Consider the following 23,933-nt stretch of genomic DNA (forward strand, 5'->3'; position numbering starts at 1 on the left):
GGAGGTGCCTATGCTCAATCAAGAACTGGAACTCAGTTTAAATATGGCTTTCGCCAGAGCGCGCGAGCACCGTCATGAGTTTATGACCGTCGAGCACTTGTTACTGGCGCTGCTCAGTAACCCATCTGCCCGGGAGGCGCTGGAAGCGTGTTCTGTGGATTTGGTTGCGCTCCGTCAGGAACTGGAAGCCTTTATTGAACAAACCACACCCGTTCTGCCTGCCAGTGAAGAGGAGCGCGACACACAGCCAACGCTGAGTTTTCAGCGTGTACTGCAACGTGCGGTCTTCCATGTCCAGTCCTCCGGTCGCAATGAGGTTACCGGTGCAAACGTTCTGGTCGCTATCTTTAGCGAACAGGAGTCGCAGGCGGCATATCTGTTGCGCAAACATGAAGTCAGCCGTCTCGATGTGGTGAACTTTATCTCTCATGGCACGCGTAAAGACGAGCCGACACAGTCTTCTGATCCTGGCAGCCAGCCAAACAGCGAAGAACAAGCTGGTGGGGAGGAACGTATGGAGAATTTCACGACGAACCTGAATCAGCTTGCGCGTGTGGGCGGAATCGACCCACTGATTGGTCGTGAGAAGGAGCTGGAGCGTGCTATTCAGGTTCTCTGCCGTCGCCGTAAAAACAACCCGCTGCTGGTGGGGGAATCCGGTGTCGGCAAAACCGCGATTGCGGAAGGTCTTGCCTGGCGAATTGTTCAGGGCGATGTGCCGGAAGTGATGGCTGACTGTACGATTTACTCTCTCGATATCGGTTCTCTGTTAGCGGGCACAAAATATCGCGGCGACTTTGAAAAACGTTTTAAAGCGTTGCTCAAGCAGCTGGAGCAGGACACTAACAGCATCCTGTTTATTGATGAGATCCACACCATTATCGGTGCGGGTGCAGCCTCTGGTGGTCAGGTTGATGCGGCTAACCTGATCAAACCGTTGCTCTCCAGCGGTAAAATTCGCGTAATTGGTTCGACAACCTATCAGGAGTTCAGCAACATTTTCGAGAAAGACCGTGCTCTGGCGCGTCGCTTCCAGAAAATTGATATTACTGAACCGTCGATCGAAGAAACTGTTCAAATCATCAATGGCCTGAAACCGAAGTATGAAGCGCACCACGACGTGCGTTATACCGCGAAAGCGGTGCGTGCTGCGGTGGAGCTGGCGGTGAAATACATTAACGATCGTCATCTGCCGGATAAAGCTATTGACGTTATCGACGAAGCGGGCGCTCGCGCACGCCTGATGCCGGTAAGCAAACGCAAGAAAACCGTTAATGTGGCGGATATTGAGTCCGTGGTGGCCCGTATTGCGCGCATTCCAGAGAAGAGTGTTTCTCAGAGTGACCGCGATACCCTGAAAAACCTCAGCGATCGCCTGAAAATGCTGGTCTTCGGTCAGGATAAAGCCATTGAGGCGCTGACTGAAGCCATTAAGATGGCGCGTGCAGGTTTAGGTCACGAACATAAACCAGTCGGTTCGTTCCTGTTTGCTGGTCCTACCGGGGTCGGGAAAACCGAGGTGACGGTGCAGCTTTCCAAAGCTCTGGGCATTGAACTGTTACGCTTTGATATGTCCGAGTATATGGAACGCCATACCGTCAGCCGTCTGATTGGTGCGCCTCCGGGATACGTTGGTTTTGATCAGGGCGGTTTGCTGACTGATGCGGTCATCAAGCATCCTCATGCGGTGCTGCTGCTGGACGAAATCGAGAAAGCGCACCCGGACGTGTTCAATATTCTGTTGCAGGTGATGGACAACGGTACGCTGACCGATAACAACGGACGCAAAGCGGACTTCCGTAACGTGGTGCTGGTGATGACCACTAATGCCGGGGTACGGGAAACTGAGCGTAAATCGATTGGTCTTATCCATCAGGATAACAGCACCGATGCGATGGAAGAGATCAAGAAGATCTTTACACCGGAATTCCGTAACCGTCTCGACAACATTATCTGGTTCGATCATCTCTCCACCGACGTGATCCATCAGGTGGTGGATAAGTTCATCGTCGAGTTGCAGGTTCAGTTGGATCAGAAAGGTGTTTCTCTGGAAGTGAGCCAGGAAGCGCGTAACTGGCTGGCCGAGAAAGGTTACGACCGGGCGATGGGCGCACGTCCGATGGCGCGTGTCATCCAGGACAACCTGAAAAAACCGCTCGCCAACGAACTGTTGTTTGGTTCGCTGGTGGACGGCGGTCAGGTGACGGTTGCGCTGGATAAAGAGAAAAATGAGCTGACTTACGGATTCCAGAGTGCACAAAAGCACAAGGCGGAAGCAGCGCATTAATCTAATTGTTAGGTAGGTTGGTGAAGTCCGTAATCTCGAAAGAGGTTACGGACTTTTTATTTATGGGGTGGAGGAGGTTCAGACCCTTTTTTTGATGATGATGGTAAGTTGTTGATAAGTAGTGCAGCTGAAAGGTAAGGATAAAAAAGGGGGGGGGGGGGCAGCAGGAAAATGAGATGGTTTTGCTTTATTAACAACGGGCTAGACGTGTAGTATTTGAGTTCACTGCCGTACAGGCAGCTTAGAAAACTATTCCCTGGTTTTGATGCTTTGTAATTTTGTTCACTGCCGTACAGGCAGATAAAATGCGAAAAAAAGCCCGTACTTTCGTACGAGCTCTTCTTCAAATATGGCGGTGAGGGGGGGATTCGAACCCCCGATACGTTGCCGTATACACACTTTCCAGGCGTGCTCCTTCAGCCACTCGGACACCTCACCAAATTGTTTTGCTGCCTGACCTCATGGGGGGCAACGGGGCGCTACTATAGGGAGTTGGAGTAAAACGGTCAAGAAGAATTTTACTGACAATTCTCGTTTGCTCATACTGTAAACAAGTTGTGCAGTATATCTACATCGAGACAAGTTATGTACTTATACTTCCAACGTTCTTCGTACAAAATAAAAAGGCCGGTTAAACCGACCTTTTACGCGTTCTTTCTCTTCGCCCATCAGGCGGTAAAACAATCAGCGACTACGGAAGACAATGCGGCCTTTGCTCAGGTCGTACGGGGTCAGCTCAACAGTCACTTTGTCGCCCGTCAGGATGCGGATGTAGTTTTTACGCATTTTACCGGAGATGTGTGCAGTAACCACGTGACCGTTTTCTAACTCTACGCGGAACATGGTGTTAGGCAACGTTTCAAGAACGGTACCTTGCATTTCAATATTGTCTTCTTTGGCCATCTAATCCTCTGGGGTATCACTACCGTAATTTGAACCGGCAAGATAATGCCGAAGTTCTGTAAATAAGTAAAGATTTGCGCGCTAAATCGCAACAAACAGGTTCGGCACATTACTCCGAAAACACACGGCTAAGCCGCACCAAAAGCGCAACGTATAAGGGAGCGGTGAGATAAACGATGGGCGTTACCTGACGCGAAAAATTCCTTATCGGCAGCGGGGTAATGAGCGTAACCAACTCTGCGACCGCAATTATAACACTCTGGGGAGAAATGTGCCGAAAACATTCATTCTTGTGGTGAAAACAAGCACCGTGGTACCCAGAAATTATTCGGCAATCGTCCGAGGCGCATTTGATTGAGATAATTTAGATAATCCCGGCGGGGAATTTCGCAGGCACCAAGCGAAGCTGTGTGATCGTTAAGGACCTGGCAGTCGATAAGTTTGCCACCGTGACGGATAAATTCCTCACAGAAGACCAGTAGCGCCGTTTTGGACGCGTTTTCCATCCGGCTGAACATGGACTCGCCACAAAATAGCGTTCCCTGGGCCACGCCGTACATACCGCCAACAAGCTCATCTTCACACCAGACTTCGATGGAGTGGGCATGACCGAGTTCGTGAAGGCGATGGTAGGCTTCGACCACGCCACGCGTGATCCAGGTTCCTTCTTCGCGATCGCTGGCACAGCCTTCAATGACCTGACCAAAGGCGTAATTCATCGTGACACGATAGGGCGAGTGTTTATGAAATCGTTTCATACTACGGCTGATATGCAATGATTCAGGCCATAGTACCGCGCGAGGATCGGGCGACCACCAGAGGATGGGGTCGCCTGGAGAAAACCACGGAAAAATACCACGCTGATAAGCCATTAACAGGCGCGCAGGGCTAAGATCGCCCCCCAGTGCCAGCAGGCCGTTAGGCTCACGTAATGCGCCTTCCGGGGAAGGGAAGGCTATTGAATGGCGAGAAAGCTGAACCAGGCGCATGACCGCAAAACTCCACGCAAGTCGGATCGTTCAATAATAGCTTACAAACCCTGCTTAAACTGGTAATAACGCCCCTGTCGGGCAAGCAGTTCTGCGTGAGTACCTTGCTCAATAATTTGCCCGTTGTCCATCACTATTATTTGCTGGAAACGAGAGAGCCCGCGAAGTCGATGGGTGACCATTAACACCGTTTTCTCACGCATCATTTCTGCAAGTAATTCAAGGATCTGACTTTCAGTTGTGGCATCTAAGCCTTCGGTAGGTTCATCCAGCAATACCAGTGGCGCATCATGTAACAGCGCACGGGCGATAGCCAGACGGCGCAGTTCACCACCGGAGAGCTGGCGTCCGCCTTCACCTAACCAACTGTTGAGACCTGCATCCTCGAGCAGCTTCTCCAGACCAACTCGACGCAAGATCTCCGCCAAAACTTCATCACTACTGCCAGGCGAGGCGAGTAACAGATTATCACGCAGTGTGGCGCTAAACAGATGCACTCGCTGTGGCACAACGCTGATGGTCTGTCGTAGAGTTGCTTCGTTCAGGCTGGCTATGGGGCTATCGTTAATTAAAATCTCGCCCTGTTGCGGGTCCCATGCGCGGGTCAGCAGTTGTAACAATGTTGATTTACCGCATCCGGTTCGCCCGAGAATCGCCATATGTTCTCCGGCGTTTACCTGAAGAGAAATCCCTTTAAGTGCCTGTTGGGACTGCTCCGGATAAGTGAACTGAACATCCCGTAACGTCAGCGAAACGCAATCGGCAACACGGGTTTGGGTATCAGGGAAGGTGACTTCAGGTTTTTGATCCGTTAAATCGGTGATCCGTACGGCAGAGGCAATGACTTGCCCCAGATGCTGAAATGCACCCGTTACTGGTGCCAGTGCTTCAAACGCGGCTAACGCACAGAAGACAAACAGGGCAATTAACGCGCCTGGTTGAGTATTGCCACCAACGCCGCCAGACGCCATCCACAGCATCAGGATCACCGCTAACGCGCCAATTAACAGCATTATTGCTTGCGACAAAGCTGTCAGTTCAGATTGACGGCGTTGCGCTTCCAGCCACTGAATTTCAGTATTCTCTAATTGCGTGCGATAACGATCGCTGGCACCAAAAATGGTCAGCTCAGCTTGCCCTTGCAGCCAGGCTGTCAGTTGTTGGCGATACTGCCCGCGAAGATGAGTCAGATTTTGCCCGGTGCTTTTTCCCGCACGATAAAACAGCGGTGGCATCAGGAAAAGCGTCAGTAACATAATGCCACCCAGCGTAAAGGCGAGGGTGAAATCAAGAAAACTTAACCCGATAGTCACCACCATAATCACTACAAAAGCGCCTACCAGCGGCGAGATAACGCGCAGGTAAAGATGATCGAGCGTATCAACATCCGCCACGACGCGGTTGAGCAATTCGCCCTGACGATAGCGCGCCAGTCCGGCAGGGGAGAGGGGTAGCAATTTGCTGAAGGTGTAAATGCGCAGATGCTGCAACACGCGGAAAGTCGCGTCGTGACTTACCAGACGTTCAAAATAGCGCCCGGCAGTACGGGTGATTGCTGCACCACGCACGCCCGCAGCGGGTAGCATATAGTTGAAGCTGTACAGTCCGGCAACCCCCGCTACCGCTGAGGCCGAGAGGAACCAGCCGGAAAGTGTCAACAGACCGATACTGGCGAGCAGCGTGACAATTGCCAGCACAATACCAAGACTTAACATCCATTTATGACGTTTATACAGTGCCAGATAGGGTAGCAAAGCGCGCATTTAAATCTCCTCCTGACGATGGGCCAGCAATGTGGCGAAAGGACCACCAGCCACGCTTAATTCCGCGTAACGTCCTTGCTCGATAATCTGACCATCCTGCATTACCCAAATGACATCCCAGTCAGCAAGATCTTCTAACTGGTGGGTGACCATTAACGTTGTCTGGCGCAGAGAGGCGGCATTCAGCGCCTCCATTACGCGCTGTTCACTGTGAGCATCAAGGCTTGCTGCGGGTTCATCCAACAGTAATAGCGAACAGGGATTCAGTAATGCACGCGCCACCGCCACACGTTGTGCCTGGCCTACGGAAAGGCGGGCAGCCTGGTCGCCAACAGGCGTATCAACGCCTTGTGGCAGGAGCGGTAGAAACTCACTGACCCACGCGTTATCCAGTGCTGTTTGTAACTCTTGTTCGCTGGCATCAGGTCGTGCCAGCAGTACGTTATCTCGTAGTGTTGCTGCTGGTAATTGTGGATTTTGACCAACCCAGGAGAGATGCTTACGCCATGATTCCGGTGATAAATCACGTAATTCTATTCCGTTGATTCGTAGCGATCCCTGATATGAAAGAAAACCGGAAAGCGCATTCAGTAGTGAGCTTTTACCTGAACCGCTACGACCAACCAACACCGCTCGTTGGCCTGCTGGCAAAGTAAAGTTCAACGGTCCGGCCAGCGTTTTACCTTCCGGCGACGTGATAAACAGATCCTCGGCCTCAATGGTCACCGGATCGGCCGACGTTAATTCAGCCTCACCGCGCTGCGGATGGGCGAGCGGGGTTTCCATAAACGTTTTCAGACTGTCTGCCGCGCCAACAGCCTGGGCTTTAGCATGATAAAACGTACCCAGATCGCGCAATGGCTGGAAAAACTCCGGCGCAAGGATCAGGGCCAGAAACCCCGCAGCCAGCGTCACGCCAGTATCGTAGTGCCCAAAATCCAGCTCACCGAGATAGGAAAAACCAAAGTAGACCGCGACCAGAGCAATTGACAGCGAGGTAAAAAATTCGAGAATGCCGGAGGATAAAAACGCCAGCCGTAGCACTTCCATTGTCCGTTGGCGGAAATCTTCCGAAGCAGAACGAATACTTTCAATTTCAGCTTCACCACGACCAAAAATACGCAATGTTTCCATGCCGCGCAGGCGATCGAGAAAATGCCCACTTAAGCGAGCAAGAGCGAGAAAGTTGCGTCGGTTAGCATCGGCAGCCCCCATTCCAACCAGCGCCATAAATAACGGAATTAACGGAGCAGTGCCCAGCAGAATGAGCGCCGCAGCCCAGTTAGAGGGGAAGATAGCCACCACAATCAGCAACGGCACCGACACTGCCAGCGCCATTTGCGGCAGGTAGCGTGCATAGTAATCATGCATATCGTCAATTTGCTCGAGTACCAGCGTCGCCCAGCTCCCCGCCGGTTTACCCTGAATCCACGCTGGCCCTGCTTGTTGCAGACGGTCGAGAACCTGACGGCGGATGGCAAAGCGGATATGCTGCCCGGCGTGATAACCCACTCGTTCGCGTAACCAGACCACCCATGCGCGCAGTACAAAGGTCAGAACCAGTAACGTAAAGGGAAGCAGCAGGGCTTCACGGGGAATACTCTCCATAATCATATGTTGCAGAATACGCGCCATGAACCAGGCCTGGGCAATGATCAATATGCCGCTCACAAAGCCCAGTAGACGAGAAATATTCAGCCAACGTTGGGAGATGACGCTTTGCTGTTTTAACCAGCGGGTTAACTCTTTTTGACGGGATTTATTCATTGCACGCTTAGCAGGTGAGTTATCAGAATTATTTGCAGAGCAATGTTACAACGGGGAAAAAATAAAGGCGACCCATAGTCGCATGGTGTCGCCTTCTTTACTTTTGTTACTGATTTGTAAAATTATTTTGCGTCAGCTAAACCATCGAGGTAGCGTTCCGCATCAAGTGCCGCCATGCAGCCTGTACCGGCCGAGGTAATAGCCTGGCGATAAATATGATCCATCACGTCGCCTGCGGCAAATACGCCAGGGATGCTGGTCTGGGTGGCATTACCATGAATACCCGACTGCACTTTGATATAGCCGTTTTCCAGTTCCAACTGCCCTTCGAAAATAGCCGTGTTCGGGCTGTGGCCGATAGCCACAAACAGACCGGCAACGTCGAGTGACTCGATGTTATCGCTGTTTTGTGTATCGCGCAGACGAACGCCAGTGACGCCCATCTGATCGCCGGTCACTTCTTCCAGCGTACGGTTGGTGTGCAGAATGATGTTGCCGTTTTCCACTTTATCCATCAGACGTTTAATGAGGATTTTTTCCGCGCGGAAACTGTCACGACGGTGGATAAGATGCACTTCCGAAGCGATGTTAGACAGATACAGCGCCTCTTCAACCGCCGTATTGCCGCCGCCGATGACCGCAACTTTTTGGTTACGATAGAAGAAACCGTCGCAGGTTGCACAAGCAGAAACCCCACGCCCTTTAAAGGCTTCTTCAGAGGGCAGGCCGAGATAGCGAGCAGAAGCTCCAGTGGCAATAATCAGCGCGTCGCAAGTGTATTCGCCGCTATCGCCAGTCAGACGGAACGGACGATTCTGCAAATCAACTTTGTTGATGTGATCAAAGATGATTTCAGTTTCAAATTTGGTGGCATGTTCGTGCATGCGCTCCATTAATAACGGACCGGTCAGATCGTTTGGATCGCCAGGCCAGTTTTCCACTTCCGTGGTGGTGGTCAGTTGGCCGCCTTTTTCCATGCCGGTAATCAGCACAGGTTGCAGGTTGGCGCGCGCCGCGTAGACAGCAGCGGTGTATCCCGCCGGGCCTGAACCCAGGATAAGCAGTTTACTGTGTTTGGTCGTGCCCATGAGATCCCCATAGTTGTTGGCAGACAATGGGCAGGATTGTAGGGAATTTACAGACGTAAAAAAAGAGTATGACGATTTTGTTAACAATTTGTGCAATCGGCAGCATCGATAAGCAGGTCAAATTCTCCAGTCATTATCACCTCTGCTACTTAAATTTCCCGCTTTATAAGCCGATTAAATGATGAATAAACGCCCCTGTTAATGAATATCTGGCATGTTGTACTAAAAATCGATGTTTTGCTTTGACAATCCCCTGGTGTTTTGCGAAAACATTCGAGGAAGAAAAAAAACAGTATTCTTATATGCGCATAACCATGCATGTAAATACCATGTTTACCGTGCTAGTGAAATCTACGTATGGCGTGGACAGACGCCATTCGTGATGTCGATAGCTGCCACCAGGCAACGGTCTTCTCACCGTAGACCAGGCATTGCGCGCCGTGAATCTTAATGATTTCGGTCTATCGTGACGGGTAGCGACTCTGAACAGTGATGTTTCAGGGTCAGACAGGAGTAGGGAAGGAATACAGAGAGACAATAATAATGGTAGATAGCAAGAAGCGCCCTGGCAAAGATCTCGACCGTATCGATCGTAACATTCTTAATGAGTTGCAAAAGGATGGGCGTATTTCTAACGTCGAGCTTTCTAAACGTGTGGGACTTTCCCCAACGCCGTGCCTTGAGCGTGTGCGTCGGCTGGAAAGACAAGGGTTTATTCAGGGCTATACAGCGCTGCTGAACCCCCATTATCTGGATGCATCACTTCTGGTATTCGTTGAGATTACTCTGAATCGTGGCGCACCGGATGTGTTTGAACAATTCAATACTGCTGTACAAAAACTTGAAGAAATTCAGGAGTGTCATTTAGTATCCGGCGATTTCGACTACCTGTTGAAAACACGCGTGCCGGATATGTCAGCTTACCGTAAGTTGCTGGGGGAAACCCTGCTGCGTCTGCCTGGCGTCAATGACACGCGGACATACGTTGTTATGGAAGAAGTCAAGCAGAGTAATCGTCTGGTTATTAAGACGCGCTAACACGGAACAGGTGCAAAATCGGCGTATTTTGATTACACTCCTGTTAATCCATACAGCAACAGTACTGGGGTAACCTGGTACTGTTGTCCGTTTTAGCATCGGGCAGGAAAAGCCTGTAACCTGGAGAGCCTTTCTTGAGCCAGGAATACACTGAAGACAAAGAAGTCACATTGACAAAGTTAAGTAGCGGCCGCCGCCTTCTGGAGGCGTTGCTGATCCTTATTGTCCTGTTTGCCGTCTGGTTGATGGCTGCCTTACTAAGCTTTAACCCTTCGGACCCCAGCTGGTCGCAAACGGCCTGGCATGAACCTATCCATAATTTAGGTGGGATGCCCGGTGCGTGGCTGGCAGATACGCTGTTCTTTATTTTTGGCGTGATGGCTTACACCATTCCCGTCATTATCGTCGGCGGCTGTTGGTTTGCCTGGCGTCATCAGTCCAGTGACGAATACATTGATTATTTTGCCGTTTCGCTACGCATCATTGGCGTTTTGGCGCTCATCCTTACCTCTTGTGGTCTGGCGGCAATCAACGCTGACGATATCTGGTATTTTGCCTCCGGTGGCGTCATCGGCAGCTTACTAAGCACTACGCTACAACCACTGCTACACAGTAGCGGGGGAACTATTGCGCTGCTCTGCGTTTGGGCGGCGGGCCTGACACTGTTTACCGGTTGGTCATGGGTGACCATTGCTGAAAAACTTGGCGGCTGGATTTTAAACATTCTCACCTTCGCCAGTAATCGTACCCGTCGCGATGATACCTGGGTCGATGAAGATGAGTATGAAGACGACGAAGAATATGAAGATGAAAATCACGGCAAACAGCATGAATCGCGCCGTGCCCGTATTCTTCGCGGCGCGTTAGCGCGTCGTAAACGGTTGGCGGAAAAATTTATTAATCCGATGGGGCGGCAAACAGATGCTGCGTTGTTCTCCGGTAAGCGGATGGATGATGAAGAAGAGATTACCTACACTGCACGCGGTGTGGCTGCCGACCCTGACGACGTCCTCTTTTCGGGCAATCGTGCAACGCAGCCAGAATATGACGAATACGATCCATTATTAAACGGTGCGCCAATTACCGAACCTGTTGCTGTAGCAGCTGCTGCTACCACGGCGACACAAAGCTGGGCTGCACCGGTTGAACCTGTGACTCAGACGCCGCCAGTTGCCTCTGTTGATGTTCCACCTACGCAACCTACAGTAGCCTGGCAGCCTGTACCGGGGCCGCAAACGGGAGAACCGGTTATTGCACCTGCACCGGAAGGTTACCCACAGCAGTCACAATATGCGCAGCCTGCAGAGCAATATAATGAGCCGCTGCAACAACCTGTACAGCCACAGCAGCCGTATTATGCGCCTGCAGCTGAACAGCCTGTGCAACAACCTTACTACGCTCCTGCGCCGGAACAACCTGTTCAGCAGCCGTATTACACAACTGCGGCGGAACAGTCTGCGCAACAGCCGTATTACGCCCCTGCGCCAGAACAATCGATGGCAGGTAACGCCTGGCAAGCCGAAGAGCAGCAATCCACTTTTGCTCCACAGTCTACATACCAGACTGAGCAAACTTATCAGCAGCCAGCCGCTCAGGAGCCGTTGTACCAACAGCCGCAACCCGTTGAACAGCAGCCTGTTGTGGAGCCTGAACCCATTGTAGAAGAGACAAAACCCGCGCGTCCGCCGCTTTACTATTTTGAAGAAGTGGAAGAGAAGCGTGCCCGTGAACGTGAACAACTTGCGGCCTGGTATCAACCGATTCCTGAACCGGTTAAAGAACCAGAACCGATCAAATCTTCGCTGAAAGCACCTTCTGTTGCAGCAGTACCTCCAGTGGAAGCCGCTGCCGCTGTTTCCCCTCTGGCATCTGGCGTGAAAAAAGCGACATTGGCGACGGGGGCTGCCGCAACCGTTGCCGCACCAGTCTTCAGTCTGGCAAATAGCGGTGGACCGCGTCCGCAGGTTAAAGAGGGGATTGGCCCGCAGTTGCCACGACCGAAACGTATCCGCGTGCCAACTCGTCGTGAACTGGCGTCATATGGCATTAAGCTGCCCTCACAGCGTGCAGCAGAAGAAAAAGCCCGTGAAGCCCAGCGCAATCAGTACGATTCCGGCGATCAGTATAACGATGATGAAATCGATGCGATGCAGCAGGATGAACTGGCGCGTCAGTTCGCCCAGACGCAGCAGCAACGCTATGGCGAACAGTATCAACATGATGTGCCAGTCAACGCAGAAGATACAGATGCTGTAGCAGAGGCAGAACTGGCTCGTCAGTTTGCTCAAACTCAACAGCAACGTTATTCGGGCGAACAACCAGCTGGGGCGAATCCGTTCTCGCTGGATGATTTCGAATTTTCGCCAATGAAAGCTTTGCTGGATGATGGGCCACACGAACCGCTGTTTACGCCAATTGTTGAACCTGTACAGCAGCCGCAACAACCGGTAGTGCCGCAGCCGCAGTATCAGCAGCCGCAACAACCGATAGCGCCGCAGCAGCAATACCAGCAGCCGCAACAACCGGTTGCACAGCAGCCGCAATATCAGCAGCCGCAACAGCCGGTTGCACCACAGCCGCAGTATCAGCAGCCACAACAGCCGGTTGCACCACAGCAGCAATATCAGCAGCCGCAACAGCCAGTTGCGCCGCAGCCGCAGTATCAGCAGCCACAACAACCGGTTGCGCCGCAGCCGCAGGATACCCTGCTTCATCCACTGTTGATGCGCAATGGCGACAGCCGTCCGTTGCATAAACCGACGACGCCGCTGCCTTCTCTGGATTTGCTGACACCGCCACCGAGCGAAGTGGAACCGGTAGATACCTTTGCGCTTGAACAAATGGCGCGCCTGGTGGAAGCGCGTCTGGCTGATTTCCGTATTAAAGCCGATGTCGTCAATTACTCTCCGGGACCGGTTATCACTCGCTTTGAATTGAATCTGGCACCGGGCGTAAAAGCGGCGCGCATTTCTAACTTGTCTCGTGACCTTGCCCGTTCACTTTCGACGGTGGCGGTGCGTGTCGTTGAAGTTATTCCTGGCAAACCTTATGTAGGTCTGGAGTTACCGAATAAAAAACGACAAACCGTTTATCTGCGCGAAGTGCTTGATAATGCGAAGTTCCGCGATAATCCGTCACCATTAACTGTGGTGCTGGGTAAAGATATCGCCGGTGAGCCGGTGGTTGCCGATCTGGCGAAGATGCCGCACTTGTTGGTTGCGGGGACTACCGGTTCCGGTAAATCTGTCGGTGTGAACGCGATGATCCTGAGCATGCTTTATAAAGCACAGCCAGAAGATGTGCGTTTCATCATGATCGACCCGAAAATGCTGGAGCTTTCGGTTTATGAAGGCATTCCGCACCTGTTAACGGAAGTTGTTACCGATATGAAAGATGCCGCCAACGCGCTGCGCTGGTGTGTTAACGAGATGGAGCGTCGTTACAAACTGATGTCTGCGCTGGGTGTGCGTAATCTGGCGGGTTATAACGAAAAAATTGCTGAAGCCGATCGCATGATGCGTCCGATTCCAGACCCGTACTGGAAGCCGGGTGACAGTATGGATGCCCAGCATCCGGTGCTGAAAAAAGAACCGTACATTGTGGTGTTGGTGGACGAATTTGCCGACCTGATGATGACGGTAGGTAAAAAAGTGGAAGAGCTGATAGCACGTCTGGCGCAAAAAGCCCGTGCTGCAGGTATCCACCTCGTACTGGCAACTCAGCGTCCATCGGTTGATGTTATTACTGGTCTGATTAAAGCGAATATTCCGACCCGTATCGCCTTTACCGTATCCAGTAAGATTGACTCACGTACCATTCTTGATCAGGCTGGCGCGGAATCCCTGCTGGGTATGGGGGATATGCTCTACTCTGGGCCGAACTCCACGCTGCCAGTACGTGTCCACGGTGCTTTTGTTCGCGATCAGGAAGTTCATGCCGTGGTGCAGGACTGGAAAGCGCGTGGTCGCCCACAGTATGTTGACGGCATCACCTCCGACAGCGAAAGCGAAGGTGGTGCGGGTGGTTTCGATGGCGCTGAAGAATTGGATCCGTTGTTCGATCAGGCAGTGCAGTTTGTCACTGAAAAACGCAAAGCGTCAATTTCAGGCGTACAGCGTCAGTTCCGCATTGGTTATAACCGTGCAGCGCGTATTATCGAACAGATGGAAGCGCAAGGGATTGTCAGCGAACAGGGGCACAACGGTAATCGTGAAGTGCTGGCCCCACCGCCGTTTGACTAATTAATGCATCGTAGGCCGGATAAGGCGAGGTAGCGTTGCATCCGGCACTCTATCAACTGAAAATTCAGTATTTTCTTCTTTCCTCAAGCTGATTATTAGCCTGGAATAGAGAGTAGAGGGAACTCCCGATCGGGAGTGACGTAATTTGAGGAACAATGATGAAAAAAATTGCCATCACCTGTGCATTACTCTCAAGTTTAGTGGCGTCCAGTGTTTGGGCTGATGCCGCAAGCGATCTGAAAAGCCGTCTGGATAAAGTCAGCAGCTTCCACGCCAGCTTCACACAAAAAGTGACTGACGGTAGCGGCGCTGCGGTGCAGGAAGGTCAGGGCGATCTGTGGGTGAAACGTCCAAACTTATTCAACTGGCATATGACTCAACCTGATGAAAGCATTCTGGTTTCTGACGGTAAAACACTGTGGTTCTATAACCCGTTCGTTGAGCAAGCTACGGCAACCTGGCTGAAAGATGCCACCGGTAATACGCCGTTTATGCTGATTGCCCGCAACCAGTCCAGCGACTGGCAGCAGTACAATATCAAACAGAATGGCGATGACTTTGTCCTGACGCCGAAAGCCAGCAATGGCAATTTGAAGCAGTTCACCATTAACGTAGGGCGTGATGGCACAATCCATCAGTTTAGCGCGGTGGAGCAGGACGATCAGCGCAGCAGTTATCAGCTGAAATCCCAGCAAAATGGGGCTGTGGATGCAGCGAAATTTACCTTCACCCCGCCGCAAGGCGTCACGGTAGATGATCAACGTAAGTAGAGGCACCTGAGTGAGCAATCTGTCGCTCGATTTTTCGGATAATACTTTTCAACCTCTGGCCGCGCGTATGCGGCCAGAAAATTTAGCACAGTATATCGGCCAGCAACATTTGCTGGCTGCCGGGAAGCCATTGCCGCGCGCTATCGAAGCTGGGCATTTGCATTCTATGATCCTCTGGGGGCCACCGGGTACCGGCAAAACAACCCTCGCTGAAGTTATAGCCCGTTATGCGAACGCTGATGTGGAACGTATTTCTGCCGTCACCTCTGGCGTGAAAGAGATTCGCGAGGCGATCGAGCGCGCTCGGCAAAACCGCAATGCTGGTCGCCGCACTATTCTTTTTGTTGACGAAGTTCACCGTTTCAACAAAAGCCAGCAGGATGCATTTCTGCCACATATTGAAGACGGCACCATCACTTTTATTGGTGCGACGACTGAAAACCCGTCGTTTGAGCTTAATTCGGCGCTGCTTTCCCGTGCCCGTGTCTATCTGCTGAAATCCCTCAGTACAGAGGATATTGAGCAAGTACTGACTCAGGCGATGGAAGACAAAACCCGTGGCTATGGTGGTCAGGATATTGTTCTGCCAGATGAAACACGACGCGCCATTGCTGAACTGGTGAATGGCGACGCGCGCCGGGCGTTAAATACGCTGGAAATGATGGCGGATATGGCCGAAGTCGATGATAGCGGTAAGCGGGTCCTGAAGCCTGAATTACTGACCGAAATCGCCGGTGAGCGTAGCGCCCGCTTTGATAACAAAGGCGATCGCTTTTACGATCTGATCTCTGCACTGCATAAATCGGTGCGTGGGAGCGCACCCGATGCGGCGCTGTACTGGTATGCGCGAATTATTACCGCCGGTGGAGATCCGTTATATGTCGCGCGTCGCTGCCTGGCGATTGCGTCTGAAGATGTGGGTAATGCTGACCCACGGGCGATGCAGGTGGCTATTGCGGCCTGGGATTGCTTTACTCGAGTTGGTCCGGCTGAAGGTGAACGTGCCATTGCTCAGGCGATTGTTTACCTGGCCTGCGCGCCAAAAAGTAACGCTGTCTATACCGCATTTAAAGCCGCGCTGGCCGATGCTCGCGAACGTCCGGATTATGACGTGCCGGTTCATTTGCGTAATGCGCCGACAAAATTAATGAAGGAAATGGGCTACAGTCAGGAATATCGTTATGCTCATGATGAAGCAAACGCTTATGCTGCCGGTGAGGTTTACTTCCCGCCGGAAATAGCACAAACACGCTATTATTTCCCGACAAACAGGGGCCTTGAAGGCAAGATTGGCGAAAAGCTCGCCTGGCTGGCTGAACAGGATCAAAATAGCCCCATAAAACGCTACCGTTAATGTTATCGTTGCGGTAATGTTGTTACTGTATCCCTGTGGTCGCAGGCTGTGGCCACATCTCCCATTTAATTCGATAAGCACAGGATAAGCATGCTCGATCCCAATCTGCTGCGTAATGAGCCAGACGCAGTCGCTGAAAAACTGGCACGCCGGGGCTTTAAGCTGGATGTAGATAAGCTGGGCGCTCTTGAAGAGCGTCGTAAAGTATTGCAGGTCAAAACGGAAAACCTGCAAGCGGAGCGTAACTCCCGATCGAAATCCATTGGCCAGGCGAAAGCGCGCGGGGAAGATATCGAGCCTTTACGTCTGGAAGTGAACAAACTGGGCGAAGAGCTGGATGCAGCAAAAGCCGAGCTGGATGCTTTACAGGCTGAAATTCGCGATATCGCGCTAACCATCCCTAACTTGCCTGCAGATGAAGTGCCGGTAGGTAAAGATGAAAATGACAACGTTGAAGTCAGCCGCTGGGGCACCCCGCGTGAGTTTGACTTTGAAGTTCGTGACCATGTGACGCTGGGTGAAATGCACTCTGGCCTCGACTTTGCAGCCGCAGTTAAGTTGACTGGTTCCCGCTTTGTGGTAATGAAAGGGCAGATTGCTCGCATGCACCGCGCACTGTCGCAGTTTATGCTGGATCTGCATACCGAACAGCATGGCTACAGTGAGAACTATGTTCCGTACCTGGTTAACCAGGACACGCTGTACGGTACGGGGCAACTGCCGAAATTTGCTGGCGATCTGTTCCATACTCGTCCGCTGGAAGAAGAAGCAGACACCAGTAACTATGCATTGATCCCAACGGCAGAAGTTCCGCTGACCAACCTGGTACGCGGTGAAATCATCGATGAAGATGATCTGCCAATTAAGATGACCGCCCACACCCCATGTTTCCGTTCTGAAGCAGGTTCATATGGTCGTGACACCCGTGGTCTGATCCGTATGCACCAGTTCGACAAAGTTGAAATGGTGCAGATCGTTCGCCCGGAAGACTCAATGGCGGCGCTGGAAGAGATGACCGGTCATGCGGAAAAAGTCCTGCAACTGCTGGGCCTGCCGTACCGTAAAATCATCCTTTGTACCGGCGACATGGGCTTTGGCGCTTGTAAAACTTACGACCTGGAAGTATGGATCCCGGCACAGAACACCTACCGCGAGATCTCTTCCTGCTCCAACGTTTGGGATTTCCAGGCGCGTCGTATGCAGGCACGTTGCCGTAGCAAGTCGGACAAGAAAACCCGTCTGGTTCATACCCTGAACGGTTCTGGTCTGGCTGTTGGTCGTACGCTGGTTGCTGTAATGGAAAACTATCAGCAGGCTGATGGTCGTATCGAAGTACCGGAAGTTCTGCGTCCGTATATGAACGGACTGGAATATATTGGCTAATACCCAATTTTTCTGAATCTAAAAAGCGCCTTCGGGCGCTTTTTTTGTCTCCCTTTGATACCGAACAATAATTACTCCTCACTTACACGTAATACTACTTTCGAGTGAAAATCTGCCTATCTCTTTGATTTTCAAATCATTCGATGTATACAAACCTATATAGCGACCTGCTATAGAAATAATTACACAATACGGTTTGTTACTGGAATCAATCGTGAGCAAGCTTGAGTGAGCCATTATGAAAACGAAAATCCCTGATGCGGTATTGGCTGCTGAGGTGAGTCGCCGTGGTTTGGTAAAAACGACAGCGATCGGCGGCCTGGCAATGGCCAGCAGCGCATTAACCTTACCTTTTAGTCGGATTGCGCACGCTGTTGATAGTGCCCTTCCGGCAAAGTCAGACGAAAAGGTTATCTGGAGCGCCTGTACAGTTAACTGTGGTAGCCGCTGCCCGCTACGTATGCACGTAGTGGACGGTGAAATCAAATATGTCGAAACAGACAATACCGGCGATGATAATTACGACGGGCTGCACCAGGTACGCGCCTGCCTGCGTGGGCGTTCCATGCGTCGCCGCGTTTATAACCCTGACCGCCTGAAATATCCGATGAAACGAGTTGGGGCGCGCGGCGAAGGCAAATTCGAGCGCATTAGCTGGGAAGAAGCCTACGACATTATCGCCACGAACATGCAGCGTCTGATCAAAGAGTACGGCAACGAGTCTATCTATCTGAACTATGGTACCGGTACGCTGGGCGGCACCATGACCCGCTCCTGGCCGCCGGGAAATACCCTGGTCGCTCGCCTGATGAACTGCTGCGGCGGTTATCTGAACCATTACGGTGACTACTCTTCCGCGCAAATTGCGGAAGGTTTGAACTATACCTACGGCGGCTGGGCGGATGGTAATAGCCCGTCAGATATTGAAAACAGTAAGCTGGTGGTACTGTTTGGTAATAACCCTGGCGAAACGCGAATGAGCGGTGGTGGGGTGACTTATTACCTTGAGCAGGCTCGTCAGAAATCCAACGCTCGTATGATCATTATCGATCCGCGCTATACCGACACCGGTGCAGGGCGTGAAGATGAGTGGATCCCCATTCGTCCGGGAACAGATGCCGCACTGGTTAATGGTCTGGCGTACGTCATGATCAGCGAAAATCTGGTTGATCAGGAATTCCTCGATAAATATTGCGTTGGCTACGACGAGAAAACCCTGCCAGCCAGTGCACCGAAAAATGGTCACTATAAAGCTTATATTCTGGGGGAAGGGCCAGATGGCGTGGCCAAAACACCGGAATGGGCCTCGCAAATTACCGGTGTTCCGGCAGACAAAATCGTCAAACTGGCACGTGAGATCGGCAGTACTAAACCCGCGTTTATCAGTCAGGGATGGGGGCCGCAGCGTCACGCTAACGGTGAAATCGCAACCCGTGCTATCTCAATGCTGGCGATTCTGACCGGTAACGTTGGTATTAACGGGGGCAACAGCGGCGCGCGTGAAGGTTCATACAGCTTACCTTTTGTCCGTATGCCGACCCTCGAAAACCCGATCCAGACCAGCATTTCGATGTTTATGTGGACCGATGCCATTGAACGTGGCCCGGAAATGACAGCGCTGCGTGATGGGGTGCGCGGGAAAGATAAGCTTGATGTGCCGATCAAAATGATCTGGAACTATGCCGGTAACTGCCTGATTAACCAGCATTCTGAAATCAACCGTACTCATGAAATCCTCCAGGATGATAAGAAGTGCGAGCTGATTGTGGTTATCGACTGCCACATGACCTCATCGGCGAAATATGCTGACATCCTGCTGCCTGACTGCACTGCTTCCGAACAGATGGACTTTGCGCTGGATGCATCCTGCGGGAATATGTCTTATGTGATTTTCAACGACCAGGTGATTAAACCGCGCTTTGAATGTAAGACCATCTATGAGATGACCAGTGAACTGGCAAAACGTCTTGGCGTCGAGCAGCAGTTCACTGAAGGCCGTACCCAGGAAGAGTGGATGCGGCATCTGTATGCCCAGTCGCGGGAAGCGATTCCTGAACTGCCAACGTTTGAAGAGTTCCGCAAGCAGGGGATCTTTAAAAAGCGCGACCCACAAGGGCATCACGTTGCTTATAAAGCCTTCCGTGAAGATCCGCAGGCAAATCCACTGACCACGCCATCGGGTAAAATTGAGATTTATTCGCAGGCGCTTGCTGACATTGCCGCGACCTGGGAATTGCCAGAAGGCGACGTGATCGATCCACTGCCGATCTACACGCCGGGCTTTGAAAGTTATCAGGATCCGCTGAACAAACAATATCCGCTGCAGCTTACTGGCTTCCACTACAAATCTCGCGTTCACTCAACTTACGGCAACGTTGATGTGCTGAAAGCAGCTTGCCGTCAGGAAATGTGGATCAACCCGCTTGATGCACAAAAACGCGGTATCAACAACGGCGATAAGGTCAGGATCTTTAACGACCGTGGTGAGGTTCACATTGAGGCAAAAGTGACGCCACGAATGATGCCGGGTGTGGTCGCACTGGGTGAAGGTGCCTGGTATGACCCGGATGCAAAACGTGTCGATAAGGGCGGTTGTATTAACGTACTGACCACTCAACGTCCGTCTCCTCTCGCTAAGGGGAATCCGTCACATACAAACCTGGTTCAGGTTGAAAAGGTGTAAGGAGTAACCGATGACAACCCAGTATGGATTTTTTATTGATTCCAGCCGTTGCACCGGTTGCAAAACCTGCGAGCTGGCCTGTAAAGACTATAAAGATCTGACGCCGGAAGTCAGCTTCCGCCGCATTTATGAATATGCTGGCGGTGACTGGCAGGAAGATAACGGTGTCTGGCATCAGAACGTGTTTGCCTACTATCTGTCGATTTCATGTAACCACTGCGAAGATCCGGCTTGTACTAAAGTCTGCCCGAGCGGTGCGATGCATAAACGTGAAGATGGTTTTGTTGTGGTCGATGAAGATGTATGCATTGGCTGCCGTTACTGCCATATGGCTTGCCCGTACGGCGCACCGCAATATAACGAAACGAAAGGCCATATGACCAAATGCGATGGTTGTTATGACCGTGTTGCGGAGGGGAAAAAACCGATCTGCGTAGAATCCTGCCCGCTGCGGGCGCTGGATTTCGGCCCTATCGACGAGCTGCGTAAAAAACATGGCGATTTGGCGGCTGTTGCGCCGTTGCCGCGAGCTCACTTTACCAAACCGAATATTGTGATCAAACCCAATGCCAACAGCCGCCCGACCGGGGATACCACTGGCTATCTGGCAAACCCGAAGGAGGTGTGAGATGGGAAGTGGATGGCATGAATGGCCGCTGATGATCTTCACGGTCTTCGGGCAATGTGTAGCAGGTGGTTTTATCGTTCTGGCTTTGGCGCTGCTCAAAGGCGACCTGCGAGCAGAAGCCCAGCAGCGTGTTATTGCCTGTATGTTTGGCTTATGGGTGCTGATGGGTATTGGCTTTATCGCCTCTATGCTCCATCTTGGTTCGCCGATGCGCGCTTTTAACTCGCTCAACCGGGTAGGGGCTTCAGCACTCAGTAACGAAATCGCCAGCGGTTCGATCTTTTTTGCCGTTGGTGGCATCGGTTGGGTGCTGGCAATACTGAAAAAGCTGTCGCCAGCACTGCGTACGCTGTGGCTGGTGGTGACGATGGTTCTTGGCGTAGTCTTTGTCTGGATGATGGTGCGCGTTTATAACAGCATCGATACCGTACCCACCTGGTACAGCATCTGGACACCGATGGGCTTCTTCCTGACGATGTTCATGGGCGGCCCGTTACTGGGTTACCTGTTACTGAGTCTGGCTGGCGTCGATGGCTGGGCGATGCGTCTGCTGCCAGCTATTTCTGTACTGGCCCTGGTAGTGAGTGGCGTGGTGTCAGTGATGCAGGGCGCAGAGCTGGCGACTATTCATAGCTCTGTGCAGCAGGCTGCAGCGCTGGTGCCGGACTATGGTGCGCTGATGTCCTGGCGTATCGTACTTTTGGCTGTTGCCCTGTGCTTGTGGATTGCCCCACAGCTAAAAGGTTATCAGCCTGCAGTTCCGCTACTTTCTGTATCATTCATTCTGCTTCTGGCAGGGGAATTAATCGGTCGTGGCGTATTCTATGGTTTGCATATGACCGTGGGGATGGCCGTCGCAAGTTAATGAGTAACAACCGGGGTTTCGGCCCCGGTTCTCTTTTATTTCTGCTTCGTTAACGTGTCATAACTGGTCATCAAATTACGATAATCAGGAATATGGTTAGAGAACAACGTCGCCAGTCCTTCAATATCATTACGCCAGTCGCGATGCAGCTCGCACGCCACGCCGAACCATGTCATCAATTGCGCACCCGCTTGCGACATTCGATCCCACGCCGAATGCCGGGTAATTTCATTAAAGGTCCCTGACGCGTCAGTCACGACAAAGACATCAAACCCTTCTTCAATTGCCGAAAGTGCCGGGAACGCAACGCAAACTTCGGTTACCACACCAGCGATAATCAATTGTTTTTTACCTGTCGCTTTTACCGCTTTCACAAAATCTTCGTTATCCCAGGCGTTAATATTTCCCGGGCGAGCAATGTAAGGTGCATCGGGGAACTGTGCTTTCAGTTCTGGAACTAATGGGCCGTTAGGACCGGTTTCAAAACTGGTGGTAAGAATAGTAGATAAGTTGAAATACTTAGCCAGATCACCCAGCGCCAGCACGTTATTTTTAAACTTATCGGGTTCGATATCCCGTACAAGGGAAAGTAAACCAGCCTGGTGATCAACAAGCAAAACGGCAGCATCATTTTTATCGAGACGAACATACGGTTTGGTCATCCTCTTCTCCTTTCGAGAGTCAGCGGTACGTCTGAAATCGGTCAGACGCGATGCATTGCTCTGAAAGCATAGACGGGAAATATGAGTTTGCTGTGACCATGAAATTTTTCGACTGAACGAAGCGTATGAAATTTGTGTTAGATCAATAAAAACAATCAGATGAGATTAATCGTCTCTCCAGCATTAGCGTTATGAATGAGTAATATAAATCGATAATACCTCAGCTGCGATATGCGCGTATTTTCACCCATTGACAATGTTTTTGGCGGTGGCATGATGCGCATGAAATTTGAACTTCCTCACGGTTTTAATTCATGTCCACGTATACCCGGCCTGTCATGCTTTTGCTGTCTGGCCTGCTTTTGTTGACTTTGGCGATCGCAGTGTTAAATACGCTCGTGCCGCTTTGGCTCGCCCAGGAACATATGTCCACATGGCAGGTAGGCGTTGTCAGCTCATCCTATTTTACCGGCAACCTGGTCGGTACATTGCTGACAGGGTATGTCATTAAGCGCATTGGCTTTAACCGCAGCTATTATCTGGCCTCCTTCATTTTTGCCGCTGGCTGTGCAGGTCTTGGCCTGATGATTGGTTTCTGGAGCTGGTTGGCGTGGCGTTTTGTAGCGGGTGTCGGCTGTGCCATGATTTGGGTGGTCGTTGAGAGCGCGCTGATGTGCAGTGGGACGTCACGTAACCGTGGTCGTTTGCTTGCTGCGTATATGATGGTTTATTACGTGGGAACGTTTTTAGGCCAGTTACTGGTCAGCAAAGTTTCAACCGAGCTGATGTCCGTATTGCCGTGGGTTACAGGTTTGACGTTGGCAGGGATCTTACCGCTGTTGTTTACGCGTGTGCTGAATCAGCAGGCTGAAAACCATGATTCGACGTCAATTACGTCAATGCTAAAACTCCGTCAGGCGCGGCTTGGCGTGAATGGCTGCATTATCTCAGGAATCGTTCTGGGATCTCTATATGGCCTGATGCCGCTGTACCTCAATCACAAAGGGGTGAGCAATGCCAGCATTGGTTTCTGGATGGCGGTCCTGGTCAGTGCGGGTATCCTTGGACAATGGCCGATTGGACGTCTGGCGGATAAGTTTGGTCGACTGCTGGTGTTGCGTGTTCAGGTCTTTGTCGTCATTCTCGGCAGTATCGCGATGCTTAGCCAGGCGGCGATGGCCCCGGCTTTATTCATCCTCGGTGCCGCTGGCTTTACGCTATATCCGGTGGCGATGGCATGGGCTTGCGAGAAAGTTGAACATCATCAACTGGTGGCGATGAACCAGGCCTTACTGTTGAGCTATACTGTGGGAAGCCTGCTTGGTCCGTCATTTACTGCCATGCTAATGCAGAATTTCTCCGATAATTTATTGTTTATCATGATCGCCAGCGTATCATTTATCTATTTGCTGATGCTGCTTCGCAACGCCGGTCATACGCCGAAACCCGTTGCTCACGTGTAAATGAATTAACGCAGAGTGTGAACTTACTGTTTCACACTCTGCTTTTTTG

At 51.6% G+C, this 23,933-nt stretch carries 16 protein-coding genes and 1 tRNA gene; 10 read left to right on the plus strand and 7 right to left on the minus strand.

The features are described from left to right. Window positions 1-10: 10 nt before the first annotated feature. The gene (gene clpA, locus QUE74_RS05190) at window positions 11-2,287 is read left to right on the plus strand and encodes an ATP-dependent Clp protease ATP-binding subunit ClpA (RefSeq protein ID WP_000934050.1); all 2,277 of its coding nucleotides are present in this window, start codon (window positions 11-13) and stop codon (window positions 2,285-2,287) included. A gap of 350 nt (window positions 2,288-2,637) precedes the next feature. Here the strand turns inward: clpA and QUE74_RS05195 are convergent. The 6 genes from QUE74_RS05195 to trxB form a co-directional block, all read right to left on the minus strand. Next, window positions 2,638-2,725: transfer RNA gene (locus QUE74_RS05195), tRNA-Ser, on the minus strand. 246 nt (window positions 2,726-2,971) lie between these two features. Next, on the minus strand, window positions 2,972-3,190 hold the full coding sequence (infA, locus tag QUE74_RS05200; RefSeq protein WP_001040187.1) for a translation initiation factor IF-1: 219 nt from the start codon (window positions 3,188-3,190) through the stop codon (window positions 2,972-2,974). Between the two features lie 284 nt (window positions 3,191-3,474). Further along, window positions 3,475-4,179 (minus strand): leucyl/phenylalanyl-tRNA--protein transferase, encoded by a 705-nt coding sequence (gene aat / locus QUE74_RS05205; RefSeq protein WP_001241658.1) that lies wholly within the window; start codon window positions 4,177-4,179, stop codon window positions 3,475-3,477. 41 nt (window positions 4,180-4,220) lie between these two features. Next, complete coding sequence (gene cydC / locus QUE74_RS05210) at window positions 4,221-5,942, minus strand: heme ABC transporter ATP-binding protein/permease CydC (protein WP_001202206.1); 1,722 nt, start codon at window positions 5,940-5,942, stop codon at window positions 4,221-4,223. After that, on the minus strand, window positions 5,943-7,709 hold the full coding sequence (gene cydD / locus QUE74_RS05215; protein ID WP_001043630.1) for a heme ABC transporter permease/ATP-binding protein CydD: 1,767 nt from the start codon (window positions 7,707-7,709) through the stop codon (window positions 5,943-5,945). Window positions 7,710-7,831: 122 nt separating this feature from the next. Then, window positions 7,832-8,797: a thioredoxin-disulfide reductase gene (gene trxB, locus QUE74_RS05220; RefSeq protein WP_000537433.1), complete on the minus strand. Its 966-nt coding sequence runs from the start codon at window positions 8,795-8,797 to the stop codon at window positions 7,832-7,834. A gap of 543 nt (window positions 8,798-9,340) precedes the next feature. On the opposite strand from trxB, the gene lrp reads away from it, so the two are divergent. The 8 genes from lrp to dmsC all read left to right on the plus strand — a co-directional run bounded on the left by lrp (window position 9,341) and on the right by dmsC (window position 21,759). Next, window positions 9,341-9,835 (plus strand): leucine-responsive transcriptional regulator Lrp, encoded by a 495-nt coding sequence (gene lrp, locus QUE74_RS05225; RefSeq protein ID WP_000228473.1) that lies wholly within the window; start codon window positions 9,341-9,343, stop codon window positions 9,833-9,835. Between the two features lie 134 nt (window positions 9,836-9,969). After that, window positions 9,970-14,076: a DNA translocase FtsK gene (gene ftsK, locus QUE74_RS05230; RefSeq protein WP_000077105.1), complete on the plus strand. Its 4,107-nt coding sequence runs from the start codon at window positions 9,970-9,972 to the stop codon at window positions 14,074-14,076. A 158-nt stretch (window positions 14,077-14,234) separates the two neighbouring features. After that, window positions 14,235-14,846 (plus strand): outer membrane lipoprotein periplasmic chaperone LolA, encoded by a 612-nt coding sequence (lolA, locus tag QUE74_RS05235; protein WP_001295343.1) that lies wholly within the window; start codon window positions 14,235-14,237, stop codon window positions 14,844-14,846. 10 nt (window positions 14,847-14,856) lie between these two features. Further along, on the plus strand, window positions 14,857-16,200 hold the full coding sequence (gene rarA, locus QUE74_RS05240; protein WP_000067757.1) for a replication-associated recombination protein RarA: 1,344 nt from the start codon (window positions 14,857-14,859) through the stop codon (window positions 16,198-16,200). A 90-nt stretch (window positions 16,201-16,290) separates the two neighbouring features. Continuing rightward, the gene (gene serS / locus QUE74_RS05245) at window positions 16,291-17,583 is read left to right on the plus strand and encodes a serine--tRNA ligase (RefSeq protein ID WP_000886683.1); all 1,293 of its coding nucleotides are present in this window, start codon (window positions 16,291-16,293) and stop codon (window positions 17,581-17,583) included. 238 nt (window positions 17,584-17,821) lie between these two features. Continuing rightward, window positions 17,822-20,266: a dimethylsulfoxide reductase subunit A gene (dmsA, locus tag QUE74_RS05250; RefSeq protein WP_000850331.1), complete on the plus strand. Its 2,445-nt coding sequence runs from the start codon at window positions 17,822-17,824 to the stop codon at window positions 20,264-20,266. 10 nt (window positions 20,267-20,276) lie between these two features. Then, window positions 20,277-20,894, plus strand: a complete 618-nt coding sequence (gene dmsB, locus QUE74_RS05255; protein WP_000213098.1) for a dimethylsulfoxide reductase iron-sulfur subunit DmsB — start codon at window positions 20,277-20,279, stop codon at window positions 20,892-20,894. A gap of 1 nt (window position 20,895) precedes the next feature. Beyond that, the gene (gene dmsC, locus QUE74_RS05260; RefSeq protein ID WP_000534654.1) at window positions 20,896-21,759 is read left to right on the plus strand and encodes a dimethyl sulfoxide reductase anchor subunit DmsC; all 864 of its coding nucleotides are present in this window, start codon (window positions 20,896-20,898) and stop codon (window positions 21,757-21,759) included. Between the two features lie 35 nt (window positions 21,760-21,794). Here dmsC and ycaC read toward each other — a convergent pair whose 3' ends face one another. Further along, the gene (gene ycaC, locus QUE74_RS05265; protein WP_000165885.1) at window positions 21,795-22,421 is read right to left on the minus strand and encodes an isochorismate family cysteine hydrolase YcaC; all 627 of its coding nucleotides are present in this window, start codon (window positions 22,419-22,421) and stop codon (window positions 21,795-21,797) included. A 314-nt stretch (window positions 22,422-22,735) separates the two neighbouring features. Between ycaC and QUE74_RS05270 the strand changes: the two genes are divergently transcribed. After that, entirely contained in the window at window positions 22,736-23,884 is a 1,149-nt protein-coding gene (locus QUE74_RS05270) for an MFS transporter (protein ID WP_000109295.1), read from the plus strand. Window positions 23,885-23,933 lie beyond the last annotated feature (49 nt).

The organism is Escherichia sp. 10290 (assembly GCF_030295155.1).
In the GTDB taxonomy this organism is placed as follows: domain Bacteria; phylum Pseudomonadota; class Gammaproteobacteria; order Enterobacterales; family Enterobacteriaceae; genus Escherichia; species Escherichia coli_F.